Source organism: Streptomyces sp. RKND-216, assembly GCF_004795255.1.
GTDB lineage: Bacteria > Actinomycetota > Actinomycetes > Streptomycetales > Streptomycetaceae > Streptomyces > Streptomyces hazeniae.
The window spans coordinates 3185578-3204594 of sequence record NZ_SSBQ01000002.1 but is presented as its reverse complement, the minus strand read 5'-3'; the positions used below and the strand labels follow the sequence as shown (position 1 = coordinate 3204594).

The 19017-nt window shown below is 71.3% G+C and carries 22 protein-coding genes and 1 pseudogene; 11 read left to right on the top strand and 12 right to left on the bottom strand.

Translation table 11 applies throughout. The annotated features are described in order from the left end of the window. Positions 1–9: 9 nt before the first annotated feature. Positions 10–471, bottom strand: a complete 462-nt coding sequence (locus E4198_RS14365; protein WP_136183488.1) for a GNAT family N-acetyltransferase — start codon at positions 469–471, stop codon at positions 10–12. 339 nt (positions 472–810) lie between these two features. On the opposite strand from E4198_RS14365, the pseudogene E4198_RS14360 reads away from it, so the two are divergent. Then, a pseudogene (locus E4198_RS14360) lies at positions 811–1158 on the top strand (DUF805 domain-containing protein); the annotation flags it as partial. 80 nt (positions 1159–1238) lie between these two features. Here the strand turns inward: E4198_RS14360 and E4198_RS24905 are convergent. The 3 genes from E4198_RS24905 to E4198_RS14350 all read right to left on the bottom strand — a co-directional run bounded on the left by E4198_RS24905 (position 1239) and on the right by E4198_RS14350 (position 2822). Then, positions 1239–1391: a hypothetical protein gene (locus E4198_RS24905; protein WP_168711335.1), complete on the bottom strand. Its 153-nt coding sequence runs from the start codon at positions 1389–1391 to the stop codon at positions 1239–1241. Between the two features lie 155 nt (positions 1392–1546). Then, entirely contained in the window at positions 1547–1996 is a 450-nt protein-coding gene (locus E4198_RS14355; protein ID WP_136183487.1) for a helix-turn-helix domain-containing protein, read from the bottom strand. A gap of 94 nt (positions 1997–2090) precedes the next feature. Further along, complete coding sequence (locus E4198_RS14350; protein WP_136183486.1) at positions 2091–2822, bottom strand: class I SAM-dependent methyltransferase; 732 nt, start codon at positions 2820–2822, stop codon at positions 2091–2093. Positions 2823–2935: 113 nt separating this feature from the next. Between E4198_RS14350 and E4198_RS14345 the strand changes: the two genes are divergently transcribed. The 3 genes from E4198_RS14345 (at position 2936) to E4198_RS14335 (ending at position 4633) form a co-directional block, all read left to right on the top strand. Then, complete coding sequence (locus E4198_RS14345) at positions 2936–3358, top strand: helix-turn-helix transcriptional regulator (protein WP_136183485.1); 423 nt, start codon at positions 2936–2938, stop codon at positions 3356–3358. 14 nt (positions 3359–3372) lie between these two features. Beyond that, the gene (locus E4198_RS14340) at positions 3373–4131 is read left to right on the top strand and encodes a hypothetical protein (protein WP_210732826.1); all 759 of its coding nucleotides are present in this window, start codon (positions 3373–3375) and stop codon (positions 4129–4131) included. Between the two features lie 148 nt (positions 4132–4279). Continuing rightward, a complete protein-coding gene (locus tag E4198_RS14335; RefSeq protein ID WP_136185388.1) occupies positions 4280–4633 on the top strand; it encodes a DUF2516 family protein in 354 nt (117 codons plus the stop codon). A 54-nt stretch (positions 4634–4687) separates the two neighbouring features. On the opposite strand, the gene E4198_RS14330 is transcribed toward E4198_RS14335, so the two are convergent. Continuing rightward, positions 4688–6028, bottom strand: coding sequence for a fused response regulator/phosphatase (locus tag E4198_RS14330; protein WP_136183484.1), 1341 nt, complete (start codon positions 6026–6028; stop codon positions 4688–4690). A gap of 177 nt (positions 6029–6205) precedes the next feature. After that, positions 6206–7606, bottom strand: coding sequence for a C40 family peptidase (locus tag E4198_RS14325; RefSeq protein WP_247597687.1), 1401 nt, complete (start codon positions 7604–7606; stop codon positions 6206–6208). A gap of 428 nt (positions 7607–8034) precedes the next feature. On the opposite strand from E4198_RS14325, the gene pstS reads away from it, so the two are divergent. From pstS to pstB, 4 genes are all read left to right on the top strand, one after another. Then, positions 8035–9156, top strand: coding sequence for a phosphate ABC transporter substrate-binding protein PstS (pstS, locus tag E4198_RS14320; RefSeq protein WP_136183483.1), 1122 nt, complete (start codon positions 8035–8037; stop codon positions 9154–9156). Between the two features lie 199 nt (positions 9157–9355). Beyond that, the gene (gene pstC / locus E4198_RS14315) at positions 9356–10372 is read left to right on the top strand and encodes a phosphate ABC transporter permease subunit PstC (protein ID WP_136183482.1); all 1017 of its coding nucleotides are present in this window, start codon (positions 9356–9358) and stop codon (positions 10370–10372) included. After that, complete coding sequence (pstA, locus tag E4198_RS14310) at positions 10369–11451, top strand: phosphate ABC transporter permease PstA (RefSeq protein ID WP_136183481.1); 1083 nt, start codon at positions 10369–10371, stop codon at positions 11449–11451. The genes pstC and pstA overlap by 4 nt, the downstream gene beginning before the upstream one ends. Positions 11452–11522: 71 nt before the next feature. Next, positions 11523–12299, top strand: a complete 777-nt coding sequence (gene pstB, locus E4198_RS14305; protein WP_136183480.1) for a phosphate ABC transporter ATP-binding protein PstB — start codon at positions 11523–11525, stop codon at positions 12297–12299. Positions 12300–12507: 208 nt separating this feature from the next. Here pstB and E4198_RS14300 read toward each other — a convergent pair whose 3' ends face one another. Together E4198_RS14300 and E4198_RS14295 are read right to left on the bottom strand one after the other, a co-directional pair. Beyond that, complete coding sequence (locus tag E4198_RS14300) at positions 12508–13521, bottom strand: inorganic phosphate transporter (protein ID WP_136183479.1); 1014 nt, start codon at positions 13519–13521, stop codon at positions 12508–12510. Positions 13522–13527: 6 nt separating this feature from the next. Next, a complete protein-coding gene (locus tag E4198_RS14295; RefSeq protein WP_027765618.1) occupies positions 13528–14148 on the bottom strand; it encodes a DUF47 family protein in 621 nt (206 codons plus the stop codon). Between the two features lie 263 nt (positions 14149–14411). Between E4198_RS14295 and E4198_RS14290 the strand changes: the two genes are divergently transcribed. Next, complete coding sequence (locus E4198_RS14290; protein WP_136183478.1) at positions 14412–14786, top strand: metal-sensitive transcriptional regulator; 375 nt, start codon at positions 14412–14414, stop codon at positions 14784–14786. A 42-nt stretch (positions 14787–14828) separates the two neighbouring features. Here the strand turns inward: E4198_RS14290 and E4198_RS14285 are convergent, their stop codons facing one another. Beyond that, positions 14829–15095: a hypothetical protein gene (locus tag E4198_RS14285; RefSeq protein ID WP_136183477.1), complete on the bottom strand. Its 267-nt coding sequence runs from the start codon at positions 15093–15095 to the stop codon at positions 14829–14831. Between the two features lie 114 nt (positions 15096–15209). Next, a complete protein-coding gene (locus tag E4198_RS14280) occupies positions 15210–16022 on the bottom strand; it encodes a hypothetical protein (protein WP_210732928.1) in 813 nt (270 codons plus the stop codon). A 199-nt stretch (positions 16023–16221) separates the two neighbouring features. Between E4198_RS14280 and E4198_RS14275 the strand changes: the two genes are divergently transcribed. Then, entirely contained in the window at positions 16222–16410 is a 189-nt protein-coding gene (locus E4198_RS14275; protein WP_247597686.1) for a hypothetical protein, read from the top strand. A gap of 137 nt (positions 16411–16547) precedes the next feature. On the opposite strand, the gene E4198_RS14270 is transcribed toward E4198_RS14275, so the two are convergent. Next, entirely contained in the window at positions 16548–17270 is a 723-nt protein-coding gene (locus E4198_RS14270) for a phosphatase PAP2 family protein (protein ID WP_136183475.1), read from the bottom strand. Between the two features lie 241 nt (positions 17271–17511). Further along, positions 17512–18486, bottom strand: coding sequence for a bifunctional lytic transglycosylase/C40 family peptidase (locus E4198_RS14265; protein ID WP_027765615.1), 975 nt, complete (start codon positions 18484–18486; stop codon positions 17512–17514). A gap of 107 nt (positions 18487–18593) precedes the next feature. Between E4198_RS14265 and E4198_RS14260 the strand changes: the two genes are divergently transcribed. After that, positions 18594–18902 carry a hypothetical protein gene (locus tag E4198_RS14260; protein ID WP_027765614.1) on the top strand — a complete coding sequence of 103 codons (309 nt, stop codon included), beginning with the start codon at positions 18594–18596 and terminating at the stop codon, positions 18900–18902. Positions 18903–19017 lie beyond the last annotated feature (115 nt).

The following is a 19017-nucleotide window of genomic DNA, read 5'->3' as shown; positions in this document are numbered from 1 at the left end:
GCCGCCAACCTACGGCGCGTTCCCGTCCGTCGCGCGCTGCTCGCCGTGGTTCCTCGGCAGGCCGAAGCCGCTCATCTGCTTCTCGGCGAGGCTCAGGAAGCCCATGCTGCGGTAGAACGCGTGGTTCCGCGCGCCCTCGGACGTCGACGGATGGTCGGTCGAGAGGAGGAAGAAGCGGCAGTGCGCGTAGCGCTCCCGCAGCCGGTCGAGCAACGCCCGGCCGACGCCCCGCCGTTGCGCCTGCGGCCGCACCAGCACGTCCTGCACGTAGACGACGTGCTCGTCGTCGGGCGCCGTCCGCGCCAGCCCCAGCAGGACACCCGCCTCGTCCCGGGCGGTGAGCACGAGGTGGGAGTTGTGCAGCCCGCGGCACAGCTTCCCGGCGTCCGCCGTGTACCCCTCCCAGCCGACGGAGTCGTACAGCGCGTACATCTCCTCCGCGTCGAACTCCCGCTCCTCCGCGATGACCACCCGTGCCCTCCCACCGTCGCCGGACCGAAACCCGGGCGACTCTACGCGGGCCGGTGGCTAGGTTCGCCGGATGAGCGCGCCCTCCGCACCACCGCATCCCCTGCTCGGGTACCTCCTCGACGCGTACGCGGGACGTTTCCCGGCGGCCGACGGGCGGCGCGAACTCAGCATCGGCCTCTGGAACCCAGAGGACCGGACGACACGACTCCGCGCATGCCCGCACTCCGAGCCACACGCACCGTCCGGTGGCGACTCCGTGCGGCATCCACAGCCACGGCTTTCATCCTTCTGCGCCCTGTCCGAAACGGAACGGGCCCGTCCCGCTCCCTGGGGGACGACATGCACTGGTACCTCGACGTGCTGAAGAACTACGCCACGTTCAGCGGCCGCGCGCGCCGCAAGGAGTACGGGATGTTCACGCTGTTCAACGTGATCGTCCTGGTCGCTCTGCTGGCGATCGGCTTCGCCGCCCTCGGCGAGAACGGCGTGTACCTCCACCCGGTCTACGTCGTGGCCGTGCTGGTCCACACCCTCGCGGTGACGGTGCGCCGTCTGCACGACACCGGCCGGACCGGCTGGTGGTACTTCATCAGCTTCGTCCCGCTGGTCGGCCCGATCGTCCTGCTGGTCTTCCTGTGCACCGCCGGCAACCCGGCGCCGAACCAGTACGGCGCCGACCCCAAGCTGGTCGCCGCCGCCCGGCACCTTCCCGCGCCCACCCGCCGGCGAAGAGTTCCGCGCGACAGCATCGGGTGGGCGCCCGTCGCTCAGTGGACGGTCAGCCCTTCTTCGAGCCGTGCGGCGAAGCGCAGCACCCCCGCCTTGGCGAAGCGCTCCCCCAGTTCGATCGCGGTCATCGGCGGGCGTCGTTTCTCGGCCGCCAGGCGCCTCACCGTGCCCACGACCTCTGCGGGCGCCATGTCGAACAGCCGAGGTAGGTGTCGGGGTCGACTACTCGCACACGACCTGATGCACCGCGTCCTCCGTCAGCGCGAGCATCAGGTCCATGAGCGAGAACGGAAACAGAACGTTGGTGTCGACGAAGACCCGCCCCATGCCTGCTCCCCCTCCAGCCTCAGTACGGGAGGTCCGTGTCCTCGACCACGTCGGAGATGCGCCGACGTCCCTCTTGGCGGCGTCGGCGCCGCTCTGCGAAGGCGAGCACGTCGTCGAGTCGCACGACACGGTGGCGGCTGCCGGGCAGGTGCGTGCTCGGGATGGCGCCCTCGTCGAGGAGGCGGGCGACGAACGGCCGGGACAAGCCGAGGAGGGCGGCCGCCTCGGCCGGTGTGAGCTCGGTCTCGGTGGCCAGTATGGTCACCGCATGCCCCTGGGAGAGTTCCCCCGCTGCCGCCCTCAGCACCTCCAGCAGCGGTGACGGCACGCGCAGCTCTGTGCCATCGGCGTAGCGGACCACCGCGTCGGGTTCCCGGGCCCGCCTCTCGGCCACCTGTTCCAGCACCTCGCGCAAGGACGGGTCGGGTTCGATGCGTGCAGCCTGGGTCAGGGTACTCGTCCGGGGCATGAACGCCTCCTCCACCGATCCCATATCTGCAACAACTGTAACCGAAGGCTTCCCTTGCCGCGCGGTGTCGCGTTTTCCGGCTCCTCCGGTGGCGTCAGTGCTTCTCGTAGACGGAGACGTGGCGGCGGCTGGCGGCGGTGAAGGGGGTGCGGCCCCAGTCAGTCCAGCGCTCGCGCAGACGCATGCCGGCGAGCTGCGCCATCAGGTCCAGCTCGCTCGGCCAGCAGTAGCGCAGGCGCAGCGGACGCAGCGTGGTGCCCTGGGCGTCGAAGGTCACGCGCTGGAAGGTGACGGCCTGCTCGACGGGGTCGTGGAGCAGGAACTCCATCGTCACCGCGTCCTCCCAGAGCGCCCGGGTGGCGACCCGCTGATGGCGGTCGAACTCGGTCAGGTCCTGGATGAAGCACTCGACGACGAAGAGTCCGCCCGGCGCGAGGACGTCGGCGACGTTGCGGAAGCAGTCGACCTGCCGGGCCTGGCTGGGCAGGTTGAACAGGGTGTTGAAGACCAGGTAGGAGAGCTGGAAGGGGCCGGTCGCCGCCACGTCCGCCATGTCGCCGATGGTCACGGGGATGTCCGCGCCGCCGGGCTTCGCGCGCATCTGCTCGACCATGCCGGTCGAGCCGTCGATGCCTTCGACGGAGATTCCGCGTGCGGCCAGCGGGACGGCGACCCGGCCGGTGCCGATCGCCAGCTCGAGGACACGCCCGCCCTCGGGGACCAGCTCTGCCAGGAAGTCGACGGTCGGCGTCGGCTCGTAGGCGTCGGCCACGTCGTACTCGTGGGCGTAGCGGTCGAAAAACGCAGGGTCGTTGAGTCCGGTCATGGCGGCGGAGTCAACCACCCCCGGGGCAGCCGCGCCATCGGTTATCCGCCGGTGGCGACACACCTGCAAGCGGCTTGCTTGCAAAAGTTAGCAAGGCGGTGCACGCTGGGGTCATGGCTTCCCTGCATGTCGGCAATCTCGGCGAGTTCCTGCGGGAGCAGCGCCGCAGCGCGCAGCTCTCGCTGCGGCAGCTCGCCGAGGCCGCAGGGGTGTCGAACCCGTACCTGAGCCAGATCGAGCGCGGCCTGCGCAAGCCGAGCGCGGAGATCCTCCAGCAGATCGCCAAGGCGCTCCGCATCTCCGCCGAGACGCTGTACGTGCAGGCCGGGATTCTCGAGGAACGCGACGCGGACGAGGCCCGTGACGAGGTCTCGGTCGGCGCCGCGATACTCGCGGACCCGTCGATCAACGAGCAGCAGAAGCGGGCGCTGCTCCAGATCTACGCCTCGTTCCGCAAGGAGAACGGGCACCTCGACGACCCCGGGCAGGCGTCTTCGAGCCGGCCGGCGCAGCCGCCGCGGAAGACGGAAGCCTGACGGAAACCCGAGCCATGACCGCCGATACGTCCCGGAAGGGATTCCTCATGCCGCTGAACGACGACATCCGCAAGACGCTCACCGACCCGACCCCGCTGTACTTCGCGGCGGGCGTCCTCGACAAGATCCGCGAGGAGGCGCCGGGGGCGATCGCCGCCGTACGGGCGACGGACCCGAAGGAGGTCCAGGCCAAGGTCACCGACCGCGCGAAGGAGACGCAGGTCCGGATGAACGAGGCGCTGGGCAGCATCGACACCGACATCAAGAAGCTGCGCGAGCAGGCGCAGTCGCTGGCGATGCAGGGCCTGGGGTACGCCGCCGAGTACGCGGTGAAGGCGCGCGAGGCCTACGGCGACCTGGCCGAGCGGGGCCGCGGCGCGGTGCAGACCTGGCGCGGCGAGGGCGACAGGCCCGAGATCACCGTGGAGCGGGAGTCGGTCCGCGTGGCGCAGCCGCCGAAGCAGCCGCGCAACGGCTCCTCCTCCGCCCGGACGGGCACCAGGACCGGCACCGGGACCGCCACCAGGGCAGGGGCCGGGACCGGGAGCAGCAACGGCGCGAAGAGCGCCAACGGCTCCGGCGCCGCCAGGAGCGCGAACGGCTCCGGCAACCAGGGCGCGGCCGCCGGCACCACGGCCCGCTCCACCAGCGCCAAGGCGGCGGCCCCGAAGAACACCGCCGCGAAGAACACCGCCGCGAAGAGCGCGAACGGCAACGCCAAGGCCGGCGGCAAGGGCTCCACCGGCGGGTCCACGCCGAAGTCGGGCTCCTGACCCCCGGCCGCGGGCCGGGCACAGAACGCGTGCCCGGCCCGTTGTACGGGTAGCGTGACCAGTCGGGGGCCGATCCACGGCTCCCGGGCGGTGACGGCACCCGCCGCGCCCGCCGCGGCGACCGCAGAACGAACAGGACGTGACACAGATGCTGATCGAGGGCTTCAACACCGTGATGCTGGTGATCATGCTGGCGTTGCTCTGCTTCGCCGTGTTCGCGTTCATCGACGCCATGCTGCGCCGCGAGGACGCCTACCGGGCGACGGACAAGAAGACCAAGGGCTTCTGGCTGATCATCCTGGGCCTTGCGGTCGTGGTGAACCTGCCGTTCCTCGGCGTGGGCCTCTGGATTCTGAAGATCATCGGTCTGATCGCGAGCATCGTGTACCTCGTCGACGTCCGCCCGGCGCTCAAGCAGGTCATGGGCGGTGGCGGCGGGCCGAAGCGCCGCGGCGGCAGCAGCAGCGACGGGCCGTACGGGCCGTTCAACGGCGGACGCTGAGACCGCCGGACGCCCGGAGCTTCGTGCCGCGGGACGGACGCCGCCGCAGGAAGGTCAGCCCCGGTCCAGCAGCAGGACCGCCACGTCGTCGGTCAGCTCCCCGCCGTTGAGGTCGTGGACCTCGCCCAGCGTGCCGTCCAGGAGCGCCTCCCCACGCTCACCCGTCGCGAGGCGCCGTGCCACGATGTCGATCATGCCCTCCTGGCCCAGCCGGGGGCGCCCCGGGCCGACGTGGCCCTCGATGAGCCCGTCGGTGTACATCATCAGCGACCACCGGCCGCCCAGCTCCACCTGCCTGCGCGGCCAGCGCGCCTGCGGCAGCAGGCCCAGCGCGGGGCCGCTCTCGTCGTACGGCAGCAGCCGCGGCGCCGAACCGCCGCCCGCGATGATCAGTGGCGACGGGTGCCCGGCCAGGCACACCCCGGCCCGCCGCCCGTCCGGCGCGATGTCGACGGTGCACAGCGTGGCGAAGACCTCGTCGCTGGCGCGCTCGTGCTCCAGCACCTTCTGGAGCGTGCCGAGGAGCTGGTCGCCGCAGAGCCCGGCGAAGGTCAGCGCGCGCCAGGCGATGCGCAGTTCGACGCCGAGCGCGGCCTCGTCGGGGCCGTGGCCGCACACGTCCCCGATCATGGCGTGCACGGTGCCGTCGGCGGTGCGGACGGTGTCGTAGAAGTCGCCGCCGAGCAGGGCGCGGGAGCGGCCGGGCCGGTAGCGGGCGGCGAACCGCAGGTCGCTACCGTCGAGCAGCGGTGTCGGCAGCAGGCCGCGTTCGAGCCGGGCGTTCTCCTCCGCCCGGATCCGGGACTCGGTGAGCTGCCGCTGTGCCAGGTCGGCGCGCTTGCGCTCCACGGCGTAGCGCACGGCGCGGCCGAGCAGCCTTCCGTCCAGCTCGTCGCGGAAGAGGTAGTCCTGCGCCCCGACGCGCACGGCGGCCGCCGCCCGTTCGGCGTCGGCGCCGTCGGTGAGGGCGACCACCGCGTGCCGCGGCGCGAGCTGCAGCACCCGCCGCAGGGTGTCCAGTTCGTCGCCGCCCGCGGCGCCGCTCTCCTCGGCGCCGTCACCCGTGGCGTCGGGAGCGACGACGGGCAGCTCCAGGTCGAGCAGGATGCACTGGACGTCGTCGGTGAGAAGGCGTTCGGCCTCGGTGAGGTTGCGGGCGGTGCGGGTGCGGATGGGGCGCCCGTCCAGCAGCGCGGGCACGCTGAGGGCGCTCGCCGGGTCGTCCTCGATGACGAGGAGCATCAGCGCACTGTCGGACCCTCCCCCGGGGCCCTCCGGGCCGCGACGGCCCTCGGGCCCTTCTCGGTCCGTAGGACCGGGAGCGGGCCCGCCCTGTGACGGAATGGCCGCGATGGGCCCTGCCGTCGTGTCGTCCCGCTGCACGGGTGCCGGCATGTTCGAAGCTTCCCTTCCCTCCCCCCGAGGGCGCGGCGCCCATGGTCGCGGACGCCGTGGCGACCTTAGCGCCCCCGGACGCCGGTACGGAATGCCTGATCGTCAACATGCCAATGCCATATGCCACAGGTCCCGGTGCAGGCGCACGGCACCGGCCGGACGTATGGGCGCACAGCGTCACTTGTCGGGACGCACCACGCCCAGGATCGGGTACGAGCCGGCACCCTCGACGGTGATCTGCCGCCCGGTGCGCGGCGCGTGCACCATCACGCCGTCGCCGAGGTACATGCCGACGTGGCTGGCGTCGGACTTGTAGACGATCAGGTCGCCGGGGCGCATGTCCTCCACGTCCACGCGCGGCAGCCGCCGCCACTGTTCCTGCGAGGTGCGTGGGATGGTCACACCCGCCGCCTCCCAGGCGCGCATGGTGAGACCGGAGCAGTCGTACGTCGTCGGCCCCTCGGCGCCCCACTCGTAGTCCTTGCCCGTCTGGGCGGTGGCGTAGGCGAGGGCCTTCCTCCCCTGGGCGGAGGCCTTGCCGTCGATCTCCTCCAGCACACCGGTGCGCAGCCAGCGCAGTTGGCGCGCGTACGCGGCCTGGCGTTCGAGCTCACGGAGTTGCTCGCGCTGGTCGGCGGCGAGCCGGGACTCCAGACGTTCGGCCTTCTTCAGCTGCTTCTCGACACGCTTCTTCGCGGCGGCCTTCCGTTCGCGGTTGCGTTCGAGGTCCCGGTAGCGCTCCTTGGCGTCGCGGGTGTAGCCCTCGAGGCGGTCCTCGGTGTCGGTGAGCGAGGTGACCAGCGACGTGGCCGCATGGTGGCCCTGGCGGGCGAGCCCGGCGTCACGGAGGAAGGACTCCGGGTCCTCGGAGAGCACGAGCCGGGCGGTGGCGGGCAGTCCACCGCCACGGTACTGGGCGCGGGCGAGGGCACCGGCCTGCTTCGTCAGCTTCGCCAGCTGCCGCTTCGTCGAAGCGACGCGGCGTTCGAGGTCGTCGATCTTCTCGCGCTGCTTCTCGGCCTTCGTCTCCGCGGCGTTGAACGCGTCGGTGGCCGAGCCGGCACGGTCGTGCAGGCGCTGGATGCGCTTGCGCAGGTCTGCCAGTGACTCCTCGTCGCCGGCGCCCGCGCCGTTCCCGTCCGCGCCGGAGTCGCCGCCGGGTGCGTCGTCGGCCGTGCCGCCGCCCGGGCCGCCGGGGTCGCTGCCGCCCGTCTCGGGAGTGGGCGTCGCGGGGGACCAGTGGTCGTCGCCGGCGCCGCCGCTCGTCCCGCCGCCCGGGCCCCCGGGTGCGTCGTCGGCCGAGTCGCCGCTCCCGCCGCCGGGTTGACGCGGGGTGGGAGGAACTCCCGGCGAGGGCTGGGGAGTCGGCGCGTCCGCAGCGGCCGTCGTCTGACGCGCCGCCACCGGGCTCGCCGGTGCCGCGTAGGCGGCGCCCACGGTGGCCGGCCCGCCGAGCACCGCCAGCACGCACGCCACCGCCAGCGTCGTACGCCGCCCCAGCCCGCCACCCGTCCCGCGTCCGCCGTCCGACGCGCGCCCGCGCGCGTCGGGATGCCGTTCCGGTCTCCGCTCCGGCACGGTCCCCCCTTGCCTCAAGATTCTCCTGCCGCACGGTACGACGCCCGGAGGGGCCGTACGGATGTAACGGTGTGCGGATCGTCCCACGCGGAGCCCCGGACCGACAGACCGCAGCGACGGAACGCGGCGACGCAGAGCCCCGCGCCGGACACCCTCCGTCACCGGAATCCGGCCGCACGGAGGCCAGGTCTCGGCGGGATCACGGGGGCCACCACACCGACGGTCGAGGTTCACCTGTCGTTCACTCTCGCCCGTCGGCGGCTTCACCTGCTCTGCCTAACTTCGGCATCGAAGCCGGCGCAACGCCGTGCCGCACCCTGCGGTCCGCCCGCACCGGCTGAACAGTCGGCCGAACAGCCAGACACATACCCCAAACCACTCCGCTTGCCCGACCCCACCGGCGAGCACCTGGGAAGGAAGATCCGACAGTGAAGCTTCAGCGCACCAACCGGCTCCGGTCCCTCGCCGCCGGCGCGGTCGCCGTCTCCGGTGCCCTGGTCCTGACGGCCTGCGGCACGGACAACCAGTCCGGTCAGCAGGGGCAGAACGCCCAGCCGGTCGGCGACATCGCGTGCGAGGGCAAGGGCAACCTGCTGGCCTCGGGTTCCAGCGCGCAGGCCAACGCCATGGACGTCTGGATCAAGAACTACCAGTCCGCCTGCGCCGAGACGAAGGTCAACTACAAGCCGACCGGCTCCGGCGCGGGCATCCAGGAGTTCCTCCAGGGCACCACCGCCTTCGCCGGCTCCGACTCCGCCCTGGAGCCGGAGGAGATCAAGCAGTCGCAGAAGATCTGCAAGGGCGGCCAGGCGATCGACCTGCCGATGGTCGGCGGCCCCATCGCGGTCGGCTACAACCTGCCGGGCGTCGAGAACCTCGTCCTTGACGCCGAGACCATCGCCAAGATCTTCGACTCGAAGATCAGCCAGTGGGACGACCCGGCGATCAAGAAGCTGAACCCGGACGCCGACCTTCCGTCCACCAAGATCCAGGCGTTCCACCGCTCGGACGACTCCGGCACCACCGACAACTTCACCAAGTACCTCAACACCGCCGCGCCCGACGCCTGGACCTACGAGCCGGCCAAGCAGTGGACCGCCAAGGGCGGCCAGTCCGCGGACGGCTCGTCCGGCATCGCGACCAACGTGAAGCAGAACGAGGGCGCCATCGGCTACTTCGAGCTGTCGTACGCCACCGGCAACGAGATCCCGGCCGTGGCGCTCGACACCGGCGCCGGAGAGCCCGTCCAGGCCACCACCGCGAACGCTTCGAAGGCCATCGCCGAGGCCGAGATCGTGGGCCAGGGCAAGGACCTCGCCCTGGAGCTCGACTACACCACCAAGGCCGAGGGCGCGTACCCGCTGGTGCTGGTGACCTACGAGATCGCCTGCGACAAGGGCAACGACAAGGCCACCCTCGCCGCCACCAAGTCCTTCCTGAACTACATGGCGAGCGGGGACGGCCAGAAGGCCATCACCGACATCGACTACGCGCCGATGCCCGAGGAGATCATCACCAAGGTCCGGGAGACCGTCGACGGCCTCTCCTGACGCGTCCGGCCCGCGAGCCGGCCGACCGACCGCAACCGAAGCACGCGCGCCGGTCCGGAGTGAGTGGAGTGACAACGGGGGGGAGCGGCCATCGCGCCGCTCCCCCGCACCCGCTCCGGCCGCGCCCCATCCGGTGCACCGCCGCCCGGGAGGTCCCTCGCCCCGCGCAGGGACTCCCCATCAGACCGGAGACGAACCCATGAAACTCGACTCACCGTCCACCACGTCCCCACCCCCGCCGGACATCGCGCGCACCTCCGCCGCGGACGCCGGCCTGCGCAAGGGCCGCACCCGTCCGGGTGACCGCATATTCAGCGGCCTCGCCCGGGGGTCCGGCATCACGCTGCTGCTCATCATGGCCTCGATCGCCGTGTTCCTCAGCGTGCAGGCCGTCGTCGCGCTCGAAGCCAACGCGGGGAACTTCCTCACCACCTTCGAGTGGAACGTCAACGCGAAGCCGCCGGTCTTCGGCATCGCGGTCCTCGCGTACGGCACGATCGTCACGTCCCTCATCGCGCTGGTCCTCGCCGTGCCGGTCTCCGTCGGCATCGCGCTCTTCATCTCGCACTACGCGCCGCGCCGGCTCGCCGCCCCCGTCGCGTACGTCGTCGACCTGCTCGCCGCCGTCCCCTCCGTGGTGTACGGCCTGTGGGGCTTCCTCTTCCTGGTGCCGCACCTGGAGGGCCTCTACCTCTGGCTCGACGCATACTTCGGCTGGACGGGGATCTTCCAGTACTCCGGCGGCGCCCCCCGCACACTCTTCGCTGCGGGCATCCTGCTGGCGATCATGATCATTCCGATCGTGACCAACGTCTCCCGCGAGGTCTTCCGGCAGTCGCCGAAGATGCACGAGGAGGCGGCACTGGCGCTGGGCGCCACCCGCTGGGAGGTGGTCCGCACCGCCGTCCTGCCGTTCGGTCGTTCCGGTGTGATCAGCGCCTCCATGCTCGGCCTCGGCCGCGCGCTGGGCGAGACCATGGCCGTCGCGCTGATCCTCTCCCCGAGCTTCGACATCCGGGCGAGCCTGCTCAACCCCGGCGGCGGCACGTTCGCGCAGAACATCGCCGCCTCCTTCGAGGAGGCCTCACCCACGGGCGTCGGCCGCGAGGCGCTCATCGCGTCCGGGCTGGTGCTGTTCCTCATCACCCTGCTGGTGAACGGCCTGGCCCGTCTGATCATCGCCCGCCGCAAGGAGTACTCGGGGGCCAACGCATGAGCAACGCCACCACCACGAACGTCCCGCCGCCCGCCGAGCCGTCGGTGCAGCCCACGACGCTGCGCCGCCCGCGGCTCCCGCGCTGGGCGCCCGCAGCCCTCGCCGCCGGCTCCGCCGCGGCCGGAGCCGGAGCGGGCCTGGCCCTCGGCCTCCAGAGCCGCGTCCAGTGGGGCCTGATCGCCGCCGTCGTCTTCATCGCCGCGACGTACGCGCTGACCTCCAAGGTGGAGGGCGCCCGGCAAGCCCGCGACCGGTTGGCGACCAGCCTGGTCTGGGTCTGCTTCCTCATCGCCCTGCTGCCGCTGGTGTCCCTGCTGTGGGAGACGGTCTTCCGCGGCTCCAAGGTGCTGGACGGCTACTTCCTCACCCACTCCATGCAGGGCATCATCACCCTCGAGCCGGGCGGCGGCGCCTACCACGCGCTACTCGGCACACTGGAGCAGATCGGCCTGACCGTGCTGATGGCCACGCCGATCGGCATGCTCACCGCGATCTACCTCGTCGAGTACGGCAAGGGACGGCTGGCCAAGGCCGTCACCTTCTTCGTCGACGTCATGACCGGCATCCCGTCGATCGTCGCGGGCCTGTTCATCCTGTCGTTCTGGATCCTGATCCTGGGCTTCGGCTACTCCGGCTTCGCCGGCGCGCTCGCCCTGACGATCCTGATGCTGCCGATCGTCGTCCGCTCCACCGAGGAGATGCTCAAACTCGTCCCGAACGAGCTGCGCGAAGCGTCACTGGCACTCGGCGTCCCCAAATGGCTGACGATCGTCAAGGTGGTCATCCCGACCGCCATCGGCGGCATCACCACGGGCGTCATGCTCGCCGTCGCCCGCGTCGCGGGCGAGACCGCGCCGATCCTGCTGCTCGTCTTCGGCGCCAACTCCATCAACGGCAATCCGTTCGAGGGCCCGCAGTCGTCCCTGCCCTACTACGTCTACCGGCAGTGGTCACTCGGCAACGAGGCCTCCTACGACCGTGCCTGGGCGGCGGCCCTGCTGCTGATCGCCTTCGTCATGGCGCTCAACCTCGTGGCCCGCGCCATCGCGCGCTGGAAGGCGCCCAAGGCCGGCCACTGACGCCGGCCCCTCCCCCATCACCTGGACCTCCCCGGGGCTCCACCCCCGGCGACCCGAGAAAGAGACCCCTCATGGCCAAGCGCATCGACGTCAGCGGCCTCTCCGCCTTCTACGGCTCGCACCGCGCCATCGACGACATCTCCCTGAGCGTCGAACCGCGCGCCGTGACCGCCTTCATCGGCCCCTCCGGCTGCGGCAAGTCCACCTTCCTGCGCACCCTCAACCGCATGCACGAGGTCACCCCCGGCGGACGTGTCGAGGGCAAGGTCGCCCTCGACGGCGAGGACCTCTACGGCTCCGGCGTCGACCCGGTGTCCGTCCGCCGCACCATCGGCATGGTCTTCCAGCGGCCCAACCCGTTCCCGACCATGTCCATCTACGACAACGTCGCCGCCGGCCTTCGGCTGAACGGCAGGTTCAAGAAGTCCGAACTGGACGGCGTCGTCGAGAAGTCGCTCAAGGGCGCCAACCTCTGGAACGAGGTCAAGGACCGGCTGAACAAGCCCGGTTCCGGGCTGTCCGGCGGCCAGCAGCAGCGCCTGTGCATCGCCCGCGCCATCGCCGTCGAGCCGCAGGTGCTGCTGATGGACGAGCCCTGCTCGGCGCTCGACCCGATCTCCACCCTCGCCATCGAGGACCTGGTCGGCGAACTGAAGTCGCAGTACACGATCGTCATCGTCACCCACAACATGCAGCAGGCCGCACGCGTCTCCGACCGCACCGCGTTCTTCAACCTCGCGGCGGTCGGTCAGCCGGGCAGGCTCGTGGAGGTCGACGACACGGAGCGCATCTTCTCCAACCCGACGGTCCAGGCCACCGAGGACTACATCTCGGGCCGCTTCGGCTGACGGTGCCCGGCCACGGGCCGGAAAGCCTCCCGTCGGCGGCATCACCCCGAGCAGGTGCCGCCGTGGAGGGTGGCCGCGCGGTGCTGCATGGCGGTGCCACCGCTCGCCACGCACGGGCGGGGCCGGGGAGTCCTCCCCGGCCCCGCCCTCTCGTCGTCTCCCCGTGCGCCCTTCTCACCCGTCCTCGGGGGCTGTGCCCGGGACGGCGTCAGCCGGTGACGAGCACGAGGGCGCCGTAGCACAACGCGGCGACCCCCGCCGCGGCTGGCATGGTGACGAACCAGCCCATCACGATGTTCTTCGCCACCCCCCACCGGACCGCGGAGAACCGCTTCGTCGCGCCCACGCCCATGATCGCGGACGTGGTCACGTGCGTCGTCGAGATCGGCGCGTGGAAGAGGTAGGACGCGGTGTACATCACCGAGGACGCCGTCGTCTCGGCCGCGAAGCCCTGCGGCGGGTCCAGCTCTATGATGCGGCGCCCCAGCGTCCGCATGATGCGCCAGCCGCCCGCGTACGTGCCCAGCGACAGCATGCCCGCGCTGGCGATCTTGACCCAGAGCGGGATGCCGTTGTGGTCCTGGACGTCGGCGATGGTGAGCGCCATCACCACGACGCCCATGGTCTTCTGAGCGTCCTGGATGCCGTGGCCCAGTGCCATGGCCGCCGCCGAGACGGTCTGCGCGATACGAAAGCCGCGCTTCGCCCTGCTCGGGTTGGCCCGACGGAACGCCCACATCAGGCCGAGCATCACCAGGTAGCCGAGCAGCATGCCGACCAGGGGCGAGAGGAACATCGGGATGACGATCTTCTCGACGACCCCGGACCAGTAGACGGCGATCCCGCCGGCCAGAGCCGCTCCGACGAGTCCGCCGAACAGCGCGTGGCTGGAGGACGACGGCAGCCCGAAATACCAGGTGATCATGTTCCAGGTGATGGCGCCGACCAGCGCGGCGAACAGGATGGCCATCCCGCCGCCGGAGCCGCCGGTGGTGTCGCCGCCGGGCGTCTCGATGACGCCCTCGCTGACCGTCTTGGCGACGCCGCTGCCCATGAAGGCGCCGGCGAGGTTCATCACGGCGGCCATCAGCAGGGCCGCCCGGGGGGTGAGGGCTCGTGTCGAGACGGACGTCGCGATCGCGTTCGCCGAGTCGTGGAAGCCGTTGGTGTAGGTGAAGAAGAACGCGACGCCTATGGTCACGACGAGGGCGAACGTGTCCACGGCCGGTCAGGACTCCTTGACCGCGATGGTCTCGACCGTGTTGGCCACGTGCTCGAAGGCGTCCGCAGCCTCCTCCAGCACGTCCACGATCTGCTTGAGCTTCATGACCTCCATGGCGTCGTACTTGCCGTTGAAGAGGTGGGCGAGCAGCTTGCGGTGGATCTGGTCGGCCTGGTTCTCCAGCCGGTTGACCTCGATCCAGTACTCGGTGAGGTGGTCCATCGTCCGCAGGTGCGGCATGGCTTCGGCGGTGAGCTCGGCGGCGCGCGCCAGCACCTCGATCTGCTGCTCGACGCCCTTCGGGAGCTCCTCGATCTGGTAGAGGACCACCAGGTCGACGGCCTCCTCCATGAAGTCCATGATGTCGTCGAGCGACGAGGCCAGCTTGTAGATGTCCTCGCGGTCGAACGGCGTGATGAAGGAGGAGTTCAGCTGGTGGAAGATCGCGTGCGTCGCGTCGTCCCCGGCGTGCTCCGCGGCCCGCATCCGTTCGGCGATCTCGGAACGTGCGGACGACTCCGCCCCGAGCAGTTCCATCAGGAGCTTCGAGCCGGTCACGATGTTGTCCGCCGACGCGGCGAACATGTCGTAGAAGCTCGTCTCCCTGGGGGTCAGACGAAAGCGCACTGGGTGTCCTCGGTGTGAACGATTACGGACTCGATCGATGCTAGGTGAGCGCGTCCGGAGATTCGCCCACCCGCTCTGCGTGCGGACGGCGCTCTTCCGGGCCCACTCGTCTGGGCGCATCATCCAGCCACGGCGTCGTGGCGTCCACCAGTGTCGCCGATCGGAGGGAGAGCACCGGCAGCGGGATCGGACAATCGGCTACCATATACCCAGAGGGGGTATATGCCCGCACGGGCGCCCGTTTCGTCCACCCGGGAGGACCGATGACGACCGCCGACCCCACCTCCGCCACCGGCACCGCCGCCGGCGCCGGCGCCGAGGCGTCCGACGCCTGCTCCGCCCACTCCGCCACCGGAGAGCACGGCTACACCAAGGACAAGGACGCCCACCTGCGCCGGCTGCGCCGCATCGAGGGGCAGATCCGCGGCCTCCAGCGGATGGTCGACGAGGACGTGTACTGCATCGACATACTCACGCAGGTCTCCGCCTCCACCAAGGCGCTGCAGTCCTTCGCACTACGGCTGCTGGAGGAGCACCTGCGGCACTGCGTGGCGCACGCCGCGCTGGACGGCGGTGCGGAGATGGACGCCAAGGTCGAGGAGGCCACCGCCGCCATCGCCCGCCTACTGCGCACCTGACGCCCCGCGGGCCCGGCGCTCCGCTGCTCCGCCGGACAGGTCCTAGCAGCGTCGGCGCTGGCACGGCACGTGGGCGGCGGGTACGCGGTCGCCGCGCGCGTCGCCCTCCCCCGGCCCCCGGCGCCGTACGCGCAGCACCTCGTCGATCCGCGCGGCGCTCAGCCGCTCCGTCGTCGCCGTGGATGCCGCGATCATCAACTCGCAGCACAGCTCTATCTCGTCCAGCGCGACGCGGTCGTGGACCGCGGAGCCGCGGTGGCCGCGCGCGCTGCCCGGCAGGTGTCCGGAGACGGACACAGGCACCCACATCACCTCCACACCACGTAGCGGCGGGGCACCCGCGACACCCGCCCGCGCTTCCAGAGTAGGGACGGAGCACCCCGCCGTGCATGGCACTTCCGAACCATTTGGCGAATGCACGGACTAGCCGGTGCGGGCGCCGGTGCCACTGCCGTCGTCGGGCACGGCCTCGATCCGCCCGGTGTAGATGTCGGCCGGGTCCGGCATCCGCACCGTCACCGGGACGCCGAAGTCGAACAGCGTCGTGGTGGACGTCACGGACACGTCCGGGAAACGATGCCGCACCTTCCGCAGGCGGCCCTCCCGGTCGAACCAGGCGTCGAAGGTGAACACGTCCGTCCCGAACCCCTCGGCCGCCGCGGCCAACTCCCCGGCCGACCCTCCGCGGGCCCGTGCCGCGGCGCGCGCGGCCGCGTCGAGCGCCGCCGTGCCGCTGTAGTGCCGCACGTCGGTGTCGCCGAACCGTCCCTGCCCCTCGTACGCCACCGCCACGGCGCCGCGGAGCAGTTCGGCGGCGCGCAGCGGATCGGTCGCGCCGTTGGCCAGGAGGTTGCCGTCGGCGAGACGGGTGGTGTCCACGCGCACCCATGTGCCGTCGGGCACGCCGGCGCCGCGGTTCTTCATGTGCAGGGCGCCCGGGGTGAGGAGTTCGGTGATGGGCTCGCCTCCGGTACCGCCGTGCTCCTCGTCGGGGGGCGTGACGACGAGCGTCCCGCGCCGGTTCGCGTAGTCGAAGCGCCCGTGGCCGGTGATGGTGACGCGGGTGCCGCCGGACGCGGTGTGCAGTGTGGTGCGGGTGCGGGAGGTACCGGCCCGCACCAGTAGATCGGCGGCCTGCCGTACGGTCGCGAGGTGGTCGTCGGCCGGCCTGTCGTCGGCGGCGGCGCCGCGTTCCGCACACCCGGCGGACGTGACGACGACCACCGCGCCGAGCATGCTCACCGCGGCACGCACGACCACCGCACGTCTCGGTCCGCAACTCCTCGGTCCGCGCCACCGCGACACCATCGTGAGCCGACCCCCTTAGGCCGTCCTCTTGGGCTCGTTCCGCTTGCCCAACGAGAACCCGGGCGGACCGTCACGCCTTCGCCGGGCGGCGGGGAGGCCGGAGGGCTCCGACCGGTACGGTGAGCCGGTGGCCATCGAGGACGCGTCCGGCACCGCGACGGAGGATTCCGGCGGCGCCGCCGGGCACCGCGCGGAGACCGTGGAGCAGGGCTCGTTCGCCCACGCCCGGTGCAGCTGCGGCTGGCGTGGCCCGGCCCGCCGCGCCCGCGAGCGGGCCCGCGTGGACGCCGCCGCGCACCAACCCGACGCCGGCTGACCCTCCGCTCCCGGCGCGCGCCGACGACGACGAAGCCCAAGCCGACGACGACGAAGCCCAACGAGAAGGCGCCCCGCAGGTCTTCGCCCGCGAGGCGCCCGGAGAACGAGGAGCGGGCCCCTCAGCCGCTGAACGGCTTACGCCGCCAGGTCGCGGTCCCGCCGCGCCCGTCCGGAGCCCGCCTTGGCGCGCCCGCCGGCGTGCGCGCCGTACGCGCCCCCCGGCTGGGGCTCTTCGTCGGTGTCCCCCGCCCAGACCAGGAAGCCGGCCCGCGGTGATCCGGCGATGGCCCGCACCAGCGGGGTCAGCAGCCATGTGGCGAGCGGCGCGAGGAGCAACGCCACGGCGGTGCCGAGGGCGAGGCCGCCGATGACGTCGGTCGGGTAGTGGACGCCCATGTAGACCCGGCTGAAGGCGGCGAACACCGCGACGGCGATGCTGATCAGCCCGTATTTGCGGTGCACCATGAAGATGCCGACGGCGACGGCCATGGTGAGCGTCGCGTGGTCGCTGACGAAGGAGTAGTCGGTCTTGCCCTGGACCAGGACCTCCAGGCCCTTGTGGTCGACGAAGGGCCTGGGTCTTTCCACCAGGTTGCGGATGGGGATGTTGACCAGCAGCGCCACACATGCGGCGAGGGGTGCCCAGATGAGGCCGGAGACGGCGCCGACGGCGCCCGCCCGGTCGGCGCTGTTGCCCCGCACCCACCACCACGTCCACAGGCCGAGCAGCATGACGGCGAAGACGGTGCCGTACTCGCCGACGTACTCCATCGTGAGATCGGCCCAGGTCGGCGCACGCTCGGCGAGACCGTTGACGTCGTACAGCAGGTCGACGTCCGGGTTGTCCCATCCAGCCATCGGTACGGCCCTTCATGTGGTCGGTCGGTCGATCCGCAGTTGCTTGCCGCCCCGTGACCCCGTACCCCCGCGGTGGTGCTCGTGATAGCGGAATGCCCATTCCGCAGCAGAGAACGCGCGGACATCCACTCCGCGTTCCGCTCTCCACCGAAAGATCACCTGGACGTTATCGGAGGGTGACCCGGGCGCGCAGCCCGAGGCCTCCGCCTCACGCAGAGTTCACGTCGTCGTGTGGTACGGCTCATCCGTCCGTCGGTCGCGTGGCGCCGAAGTAGTCGGGGGTGTCGACCGGGTCGAACCTGATCGTCGCCCCCGTGTAGGGCGCGTCGATCATGTAGCCGCCGCCGACATAGATCCCGACATGGTGGATGGACCGGGGATCGTTCAGATCGTACGCGAAGAACACGAGGTCTCCGGGCAGCAACTCGTCCCGGGAGGGGTGCGGGCCGGAGTTCCACTGGTCGTTGGCGACCCGCGGCAGTTCGATGCCGACCGACGCGTACGCCGCCTTGGTCAGCCCCGAGCAGTCGAACCGCCCCCGGTCGGCTGCCGTGCCGTCGCCGCCCCACAGGTACGGCGTGCCCAGCTTGTCCTGCGCGAAGTGGATCGCGCCGGCCGCCTGCCGCGACGGGTCGACCCGGTCGTCGGGGGCCGCGAAGCTCTTCTCCAGCTCCTTGATCCGGTCGACGTAGTTCCGCGTCTCCTCGTACGGCGGCACCCCGCCGTACCGGATGACCGCGTACGAGCCCGCGTTGTAGGCGGCGAGCATGTTGGCCGTCGGATCGCCCGGCACGTCGTCCACGTAGCCGGCGAGTGTGCAGTCGTACTGGGCGGCGGACGGGATGGCGTCGGCCGGGTCCCACACGTCGCGGTCGCCGTCGCCGTCGCCGTCGATGCCGTGCGTGGCCCACGTACCGGGGATGAACTGGGCGATGCCCTGCGCCTCGGCGTGGCTCTGCGCGTCCGGCTGCCAGCCGCTCTCCTGATACAACTGGGCGGCCAGCAGCGCCGGGTTGATGGCGGGACACAGGTTGCCCCACTCCTGCACCAGCTTCTGGTACGCCGCCGGGACCGCGCCCTTGGCCAGCGTCACCGGCCCGCCCCCCAGGCCACCGCGCAGGCCTGCGGCCGCGACGAACGTACCGATCACGAGTAACGCGACGAAACCGGCCAGCAGACCGGCTCCCGCTCCGAGACCCCACCACGCTTTGCGCACGGGTCAACCATCACCGGTTACCCCGCGATGTCACAAGTCGGCGGTACAGTCGGGGTGAGACGGATCCGTGTCGGATCCAACCTTCCGATCGGGGCGGTGAGTTCCACATGATCCTGGCAGCCGAAAAGGGTGACATCACCACCATCATCGGCGGCATCGCGCCCGACTGGGGGCCGTTCGGTTCCCTCGGTCAGGAGGCGCGCGTGATGATCGAGGTGGTGATGGCCATCGCCATCCTCATCTGCCTCGGCATCGCGATCTGGGGAGCCGCCAAGCAGCGCATCGGCGCGACGGCCCTCCGCGACACCTTCAGCGCGGAGCAGGGCAAGGGCCTGATCGTCGCCGGGCTGACCGGCGTCTTCATCATCGGCTCGCTCGGCACGCTCTTCACCATCGTCTACGGCATGGCGGTCTGACCGCCGGTCAGCAGCGGTTCCGGCCGGCGCGGCCCCGGCCCCGCCGGCCCAGCCGGGCCCGGGGCCGCGGCTGGGCCGACGGGGCCGGGGCGAATCCGCCCGCTCCGCGGCCGTT

Excerpts from the sequence above, each read along its gene's own strand:
- E4198_RS14260 (WP_027765614.1), top strand. The coding sequence starts at position 18,594 with ATGATCCTGGCAGCCGAAAAGGGTGACATCACCACCATCATCGGCGGC.
- E4198_RS24905 (WP_168711335.1), bottom strand. The coding sequence starts at position 1,391 with ATGGCGCCCGCAGAGGTCGTGGGCACGGTGAGGCGCCTGGCGGCCGAG.
- E4198_RS14280 (WP_210732928.1), bottom strand. The coding sequence starts at position 16,022 with ATGCTCGGCGCGGTGGTCGTCGTCACGTCCGCCGGGTGTGCGGAACGC.
- E4198_RS14285 (WP_136183477.1), bottom strand. The coding sequence starts at position 15,095 with ATGTGGGTGCCTGTGTCCGTCTCCGGACACCTGCCGGGCAGCGCGCGC.
- E4198_RS14330 (WP_136183484.1), bottom strand. The coding sequence starts at position 6,028 with ATGCCGGCACCCGTGCAGCGGGACGACACGACGGCAGGGCCCATCGCG.
- pstB (WP_136183480.1), top strand. The coding sequence starts at position 11,523 with ATGGCCAAGCGCATCGACGTCAGCGGCCTCTCCGCCTTCTACGGCTCG.
- pstA (WP_136183481.1), top strand. The coding sequence starts at position 10,369 with ATGAGCAACGCCACCACCACGAACGTCCCGCCGCCCGCCGAGCCGTCG.
- pstC (WP_136183482.1), top strand. The coding sequence starts at position 9,356 with ATGAAACTCGACTCACCGTCCACCACGTCCCCACCCCCGCCGGACATC.
- E4198_RS14355 (WP_136183487.1), bottom strand. The coding sequence starts at position 1,996 with ATGCCCCGGACGAGTACCCTGACCCAGGCTGCACGCATCGAACCCGAC.
- E4198_RS14345 (WP_136183485.1), top strand. The coding sequence starts at position 2,936 with ATGGCTTCCCTGCATGTCGGCAATCTCGGCGAGTTCCTGCGGGAGCAG.
- E4198_RS14270 (WP_136183475.1), bottom strand. The coding sequence starts at position 17,270 with ATGGCTGGATGGGACAACCCGGACGTCGACCTGCTGTACGACGTCAAC.
- E4198_RS14290 (WP_136183478.1), top strand. The coding sequence starts at position 14,412 with ATGACGACCGCCGACCCCACCTCCGCCACCGGCACCGCCGCCGGCGCC.
- E4198_RS14350 (WP_136183486.1), bottom strand. The coding sequence starts at position 2,822 with ATGACCGGACTCAACGACCCTGCGTTTTTCGACCGCTACGCCCACGAG.
- E4198_RS14340 (WP_210732826.1), top strand. The coding sequence starts at position 3,373 with ATGACCGCCGATACGTCCCGGAAGGGATTCCTCATGCCGCTGAACGAC.
- E4198_RS14335 (WP_136185388.1), top strand. The coding sequence starts at position 4,280 with ATGCTGATCGAGGGCTTCAACACCGTGATGCTGGTGATCATGCTGGCG.